4 protein-coding genes are annotated in these 7,221 nt (G+C 69.7%); 2 read left to right on the top strand and 2 right to left on the bottom strand.

The features are described 5' to 3' along the window. Nucleotides 1-28 precede the first annotated feature (28 nt). Entirely contained in the window at nt 29-1,048 is a 1,020-nt protein-coding gene (locus MKK53_RS07150; protein ID WP_243928004.1) for a tyrosine-type recombinase/integrase, read from the bottom strand. 622 nt (nt 1,049-1,670) lie between these two features. Here MKK53_RS07150 and MKK53_RS07145 point away from each other — a divergent pair. Both MKK53_RS07145 and MKK53_RS07140 read left to right on the top strand, forming a co-directional pair. After that, nucleotides 1,671-3,944 (top strand): S8 family serine peptidase, encoded by a 2,274-nt coding sequence (locus tag MKK53_RS07145; RefSeq protein ID WP_243928003.1) that lies wholly within the window; start codon nt 1,671-1,673, stop codon nt 3,942-3,944. A 183-nt stretch (nt 3,945-4,127) separates the two neighbouring features. Continuing rightward, complete coding sequence (locus MKK53_RS07140; RefSeq protein WP_243928002.1) at nt 4,128-6,257, top strand: helicase-related protein; 2,130 nt, start codon at nt 4,128-4,130, stop codon at nt 6,255-6,257. Between the two features lie 103 nt (nt 6,258-6,360). Here MKK53_RS07140 and MKK53_RS07135 read toward each other — a convergent pair. Continuing rightward, the coding region (locus tag MKK53_RS07135; protein WP_243928001.1) for a flagellar motor protein MotB at nt 6,361-7,221 on the bottom strand (861 nt) is incomplete at its 5' end.

The raw sequence follows: 7,221 nt of genomic DNA, 5'->3' as shown, positions 1-7,221 counted from the left end.
GGCGCGAGCCGCTGCCACTGCTCCGGGCTCAGTTCATACCGCTTTGGCTTGGCCATCCCAGGCTCCCGGATCCTCGATCCGAACACTTGAGAATCACACCACGCCGCAAAGCGGAACTCTGAATGTCGATTGAACCTAGAGCGGTCTTCCCAAGCGGCCTTACCGATGCCCCTTCCTTAGTATCCTCCAACCGGAGGCAGGAGCCGGCGAGATCGACCTCAGACCAGCGCAGCCGCACGATTTCGCTTAAACGGCAGCCAGTGAGCGACAGGAGCCGCACGCCCGCCACGGCCTGCCAACGTTCGGTTTGGGTCGTCTCTGCGTCGGCGAGGGCGCTACCAAGCGAAGCGTACTCCTCTGGACTCAGGCGGCGCTTGCGCTTTCGGTCTGCCGGCCGCTTCACCCCGGCGGCGGGGTTAAGGGTGATCACCTGCTCGCTGATCGCGTAGCTCAGAATTCCACCTAGAAGTCCGACGGTACGAGCCGCGGTACCGGGGCCACCCTCGACCACAGCCTTGCCTCGGAAGCCTGTCTTGATCACGCCAGCGGTTTTGCCAGCCTGCACGTCGCGGACGAAGCGCTGCACGTCAGGCTGCGTCAGCTCAGCGACCAAGCGCCGGCCGAGCAGCGGCTTAATATGCCGTTCGATCCGGCCGCGGTCGACGTAGAGGGTCGAAGCCTTCTTAGAGACGCCACCCTTGCCCATGATCAGCCCTTTGTCGGCCGCGACCAGATAGGCGTCACACAGCTCGGCGACCGTCATTGAGCCGCGGCGTGTGGCCCGTTCCTCAGCCGGGTCCTCACCGCGGATCACGCTGCCCAAGGTCACGATGGCGAGTTTTCGGGCTTCCTCAACAGTGAGCTTGCCATGGGGGCCGAGCGACATGCGCCGACGCGTGCCGGCCGTGGTTCGATAATCGGCGTAGTAGACACGCCGACCACTCGGGAACACGCGGACGCCGAAGCCTGGCAGATCGCTGCACCACAGGAAGAACGGCGTTTCCCGGGGGAGGGCGGCGTCGACGACTCTCTTGGTGAGCTTCGGCATCGCCGGTGTTGCCCTTCCCCGCTGGTGTCACCGTAGTGTCACCACGAAAATGGGCATTGGGGAATATGCTGGAAATTTCTGGAGATCACTTTTGATATAAAAAACCCAGCCTAAGCAGCGATTTAACTACGTTGGGCAATCTCACGCAAATTCGGGAAAACACCGCAGGTCAATCCTCCGAAGGCAAAGGTCACACGTTCGAATCGTGTCGGGTGCGCCATTTCCCCATAAATCCGTGAATACCGGGCGTCGCTGCTGAGGCGGCCTCGAGCATGGCGGCTTCCGGGGCCGCCTGGCCCCCGACGATGCGGATGACATCCGTGCCGACCTCGACCCGGTCGATGATCGCTCTCCCTTCACCGACCCCAGCGGGGCGCGCCCGCGCCCGGTCAGGCTGCGGCAGCTCCGCGACGGGGCGGTCGGTGACCGGCGCAGCGAGGATGCCCGCATGTCGGCGCGACAGAGGCCTCGTTCCGATCGGCGGGGCCCAGAGGCGCATAGCCGCCCCGGCCGGCGAGGCCGACGCAACACTCTACAAAACGTTACAATTGGAAGGCGTTACTCTCCTGTAAAGTCTCCGCCCAGCACCTCATCCCCGGAATGGTGCAGGCGGATCGAAGCGATGACAGTCGGAATGGCGGACCAGGGCTCTGTCGTCAGCCAGGGCGACCGTGCGATGGGCACCGATACGGCCCGAACGGCCTACGGGTTCGACGGCACCGGCATCACGGTCGGCATCCTCTCCACGAGCTTCGACTCTTTCAATGGAGAAGATGCGGACAAGGCGAGCCACGACCTGCCGCACGACACGCAGATCCTGCCGGGACAGAACGGCCACAGCGATGACGAGGGCCGCGCAATGGCCCAGATCGTCCATGATATCGCGCCGGGAGCGAGCATCCTCTTCGCAACCGCGCAGGGTCACCTGCAGGGCGGCCCGTACAATCCGCAGACCGTGCAGAGCAATCTGCAGGATTTTGCCAACAATATCGTCAGCCTCGCCGAGGCCGGCGCGAAGGTCATCGTCGACGACTTTTTCAGCGTCTACGAAACGAGTTATCAGGCAAGCGTCGTCACGCAGGCGATCGCTGACGTCGTCAAGACTTTCGGCGTCACCTACATCACCTCGGCCGGCAACAACGGCAACAAGGGCTACGAATCGCCATTCATCCCGGGGGCCGCGATCGCCTCGGTCCAAGGCCTCGCGGAGACGTGGCACCAGTTCGCCCCCGGGCAGAACTACCTGCCGATCACCGTCGGCGTACCGAGCGGCAACCAGACCACCGCGACGTTCAGCCTGCAATGGGACAGCCCGTCCGCCTCCGTCAGCCCCGGCCACGGGGCGACGGCCGATCTCGACGTGTTCGTCTACGACAGTTCCGGGACCATCGTGCGCGCGTTCACCGGGATGGGCTCGGTCGGCGGCGACGCGTACCAAGTGTTCAGCCTCCCGGTGGAGGCGACGGCCGAGACATACTACGTCCGGGTCGGGCTCCATGCCGGGACCGCGCCCGACGACTTTCGCATCATCGACGAGAGCAACGGCCTCCCGATCACCCTGGGTGACGTTCCCACCGACACGACCCACGCGACCAGCAACGGTCACCATGCGGCCCCCGCCGCGATCAGCGTCGGTGAGGCGGTCTACGGGCATACGCCCGCCTATTCCGGGAGCCCGCCCACGGTCGATGTCGCGTCAGCGCTCGGGCCTTCCACCATCACCTACGACACGGACGGCACGCGCCTGTCCGCGCCCCTTCACCCCGCCGCTCCCGCCCTCGTGGGGCCGGACGGCGTCGACACGACCTTCTTCGGGGCGCGGGACACGGACGGTTCCGGCCATCCGAACTTCTTCGGAACATCGGCCGCGGCGCCGCACGTCGCCGGCCTCGCCGCCCTGATGCTGCAGGCCAACCCCGCCCTGACGAGCGAGGACATCCGCGCCCTGCTGCAAGACGGCGCCATCGACATGGACAACCCCTACACGACGGGTTTCGACACCGGACCCGACGCCGCGACCGGCGCGGGCTTCGTCCAAGGCGCCTCCCTCGGCTATGCGGCCACCGGCATCATCACGAACGACCAGCACAAGGCCGGCATCGTCGGCACACATCTGGGCGACCTCTTCGTCGCCACCGCCGCGCACGAGACCTTCTCCGGCAGGGGCGGCGCCGACACCGTCGCGGGCAAGGCCGCCGACCTGGACGGCGACACGATCGCAGACTTCATCGACGCCGACACGATCCACGTGACGGATGCGGGCGCCCAGGTCTACGCCCTGAGCAGCGGGGGAGGGCATGTGACTTTCGCGCTGTCGCCGGACGGGTCTCAGGTCACGACCCTCGCCCTCGGCGGAGGGGCCTTCTCCGGCTCGGTCCACCAGCACGCGGATGCACGAGGTGGCGTGGACCTCACCGTCTCGGACGATGCGGCGGTGGCCGACGTGTTCCGCTTCTACGATGCGCACACGAACGACCACTTCTTCACCGCGAATGCCGCCGAGGCGGACGCCGTGAAGGCCAGCTTGCCCGACTACGCGGCCGAAGGCCAACCCTGGGCCACGCCGGAGCGGGGAAGCGACACCACCGATGTGTTCCGGTTCTTCGACACGGCCACGGGCACGCATTTCCTGACGGCCAACGCAGCCGAGCGCGACGCGGTGATCGCGAACCTCCCGAGCTATCGCTACGAGGGCGTCGCCTTCGGGGCCTACGCGCAGCCCGGGACGGCGGACACGTTCGGAGTCGAGCGGTTCTACGACGCGACCTCGCACGCGCACATGTATGCGGCCCCGGACGAAGCCGCCGTGATCCGCGCCGGCCAGGCGGGTCCCGGGTGGACGGACGAGGGCGTGGCCTTCATCGTCCACGCGGCCCAGCACGGCCTCATCTCATAAGCGCATCGGCCTTCCGCGCGATCCGGGCGCCGGGGATCCGCCCGTCACGCCTACCGCACGAGGCCGGGTCGGCCCCGATGGCGTCACGACGGCGTCGGGCGCTCGTCCGGCGGCCTGGCCACGCGGCGAGACGCGCCGCCCCCGCGCGCTTGATTTGCGGCCGCGCGACCGGAAAGGTGGCGTATGGCCCGCAAGCGCAACCACCTGACGACCGATATCCTGGCCGATGCCCTGCATCGGCTCGGCATCGGAGCCGCTGCGGTCGACCGCGAGGCCCTGCGCCGTCGCATGGACTTGCCCGAGGTCGATGGATTCGTCGAGGACGAGGCGGTCGCCGCCGCCCTCCGGGACGGGGGGGCCCGGCGCGCCTTCGCCGAGACGGGCGTCGCCGCCCTGCGCGCGACGGTCCCGGCGCTGCGGTCCGAACCGGGGCACGACGACGATGTCGTCTGGCGGCTTCGGGTGGGCATTCCGCTCCTGGACGACGGCCGGCTCGATCTGCGCATCGAGGTTCCCCCCGGCGAGACGGCCGCAGAGATCCTGCGGGAGATGGCGTTGGGCAACGACCCGACCCGACGGCTCGACGGCCTGCGCGCGGCCCTCGCCGAAGACGCCGCGGCGCTCGAAGGCAGGTTGCGCCGGGCGGTCGCCCGGCTGCGCGACCAGATCCGCGACGACCTGCACGAAACCGGTGCGGATGCGCCGACCTACATCGCCCATCTCGACCGGTCGCTGCGCGCGCGGGTCTTCACGCCGTCGCCGAACCTCGCCCACGTCATCGGCGACACACTCAAGACCGTCCGCACCCGGGCGAAGGTGGTGGCGCGCGAGGAATCCGGCCGGCGGCGCCTGCGCGACCGGGTCGGCTTCGGCGGCTACATCGACAAGTTCGTGCCCGCCCGCCGGCTGAACCGGCGGATCGTTTTCCACATGGGCCCGACCAACTCCGGCAAGACCTACGCGGCGCTCGAGGCGCTGGCGAGGGCGCCGACCGGGGCCTATCTGGCGCCGCTGCGGCTGCTGGCGCTGGAGAACTACGAAGCGCTGCTGGAGCGGGGGCTGCGCGCCGGCATGGTCACCGGCGAGGAGGTCCTGGGCGAGCCCGACCCCAGCCACACCGCGCGCACCATCGAGACGGCGGACCTGCGCCGCCCGGTCGATGTCGCGGTGATCGACGAGATCCAGATGCTGTCCGATCCCGACCGCGGCTGGGCCTGGACCAACGCGCTGTTCGGGATCCCGGCCAAGACCGTCATCGTCTGCGGCTCGGACGATGCGCTCTCGCATGTCCGCCGCGCGGCGGAGGCCGCCGGGGAATCCCTCGACGTGGTGACCTTCGCGCGCAAGACACCGCTGGTGGCGCTGGATGCCCCCGTCCCCCTCGAATCCGTGCAGGCGGGAGACGCCGTCGTCGCCTTCTCCCGCCGGGCCGTGCACGAGATCCGCGAGACCGTGGTGGCGGCCGGGCGGAGCGTCGCGACGATCTACGGCGCCCTGTCGCCGGAGGTGCGCCGCGCCGAGGCGCGACGGTTCCGCGACGGCGAGGCCGAGGTGCTGGTCACCACCGACGCCATCGGCATGGGCCTCAACCTCGGGCCGCTCCGGCGGGTGATCTTCTCGGCGGTCACGAAATGGGACGGCACGGCGACCCGCCCGCTCACCAACCCCGAGATCCGGCAGATCGCCGGCCGGGCCGGACGCTTCGGCCACCAGGACGAGGGGCACGTCTCGGCGACCGACGAGGGGAGCCTCGGGCCGATCCGCGACGCCCTCGCCGGCGCCCCAACGGCGCCGGCCGCCGACACCCGGTTCTACGTCAGGCCGGACCTGATCGCGATCGAGGCGGCGGCCCTCGAGCTCGGCACCGCATCGCTCGCCGACGTGCTGGCCCACTTCTCCCGGGCGACCTTCTACGACGGCTCGCCGTTCCAGCCCTCCGAGATGGACGAGGCGCTGGAGGCCGCCCGCGCGGTGGACAGGGCGCGGCTCCCGATCCGCGAGGCCTTCGCCTTCGCGGTGGCCCCGATCGACCGGCGCGATGCCGTCTCCCAAGCCATGCTCGACCGCTGGGTGCAGGCCCGCGCGGCAGGCGCTTGCGTCCCCGCCCTGCGGGCCCGCGTCGCGGGGGACCTCGACGAGCTCGAGCGCACGGTCAAACTCGGTGCCGCCTATCTGTGGCTGGCGCGGCGCTTCCCCGACACGTTCGACGAGGTGGAGGCCACGAAGGGGCTGCGCAGCCGTGCCAACGCCGCGATCGAGGCGCAGCTCCGGGACACGGCCTCGCACACGGTCGCCGCGCGGGCCAGGCGGTGACCCTCGCCCGGAAGCCGATGACAGGCGTGGCGGGGGCCACCCGGCGTGGCACGGCCGCGCCCCATGACGCCGCGCCATCCCGGGGGTTCGGGGCGCCGTGCCGTCAGCGGAGCAGGTTCGGGGGCACCGGCGGGCTCGCATCGCGCAGGGTGATCGTCACCCGCCGGTTCGACGCGATGTAGGGATCGTCGGGGAAGACCGGCTCGGTGTCGGCGCGTCCCGCCACGGACGCGAAGTGGTCGTCGGGAACCCCGGCACCGGCCAGGATCTCGCGCACGGCGAGGGCACGCCCGGCGGTGAGGCTCCAGGGTTCGCCGGCGGGCGGCGAGCCCGGGCGCGCGGTGGCCGTGTGGCCGCTTATGGTCAGCCGGTTGGGCAGCTGGCGCAGGGTGGGCGCGATGGCCTCCAGCACGCGGCGGGTGCGCTCGTAGGGGGTGACGGAGCCGTCCCGGAACATGGAGCGGCCGTTCTCGTCCACCAGGGACACGTCCACGCCCTCCCTGGTCGGCACGATCATGATGTTGTGCGACAGGTCGGCGATGTCCGGCATCGCCTGGAGCGCCTGCCGGAGGCTGGCCATGGCGCTGCCGTGGGCCTCCACGCGGGAGTCCGGGGGGCTGGCATCGCGATCGCTGGCGCGGCCCGGACTGGTCGCGAGCGGTCTGTCTCCCTGCTCGGCGGCGCCCGACTCCGAGGCGTGGGGCATAGACGCCTTCTTGCCCGACGTGTCGAGGGCGGTGCCGTACAGGATGCCGCCGGCACCGCTGTTGGTGGTGCTCACGGCTGAGGGCGCGAAGTATTCCGCCAAGCCGATCTTCTGCTTCTGCGTCGTCATGCTGATCAGCCACATCAGCAGGAAGAACGCCATCATCGCGGTCACGAAGTCCGCATAGGCGATCTTCCACGCCCCGCCATGATGGGCGTGGCCGCCCTTCTTGACCTTCTTGACGATGATCGTAGCCAT

The sequence above is a fragment of the Methylobacterium sp. J-076 genome (genome assembly GCF_022829405.1).
In the GTDB taxonomy this organism is placed as follows: domain Bacteria; phylum Pseudomonadota; class Alphaproteobacteria; order Rhizobiales; family Beijerinckiaceae; genus Methylobacterium.
This window is presented reverse-complemented; position numbering and strand designations above follow the sequence as displayed.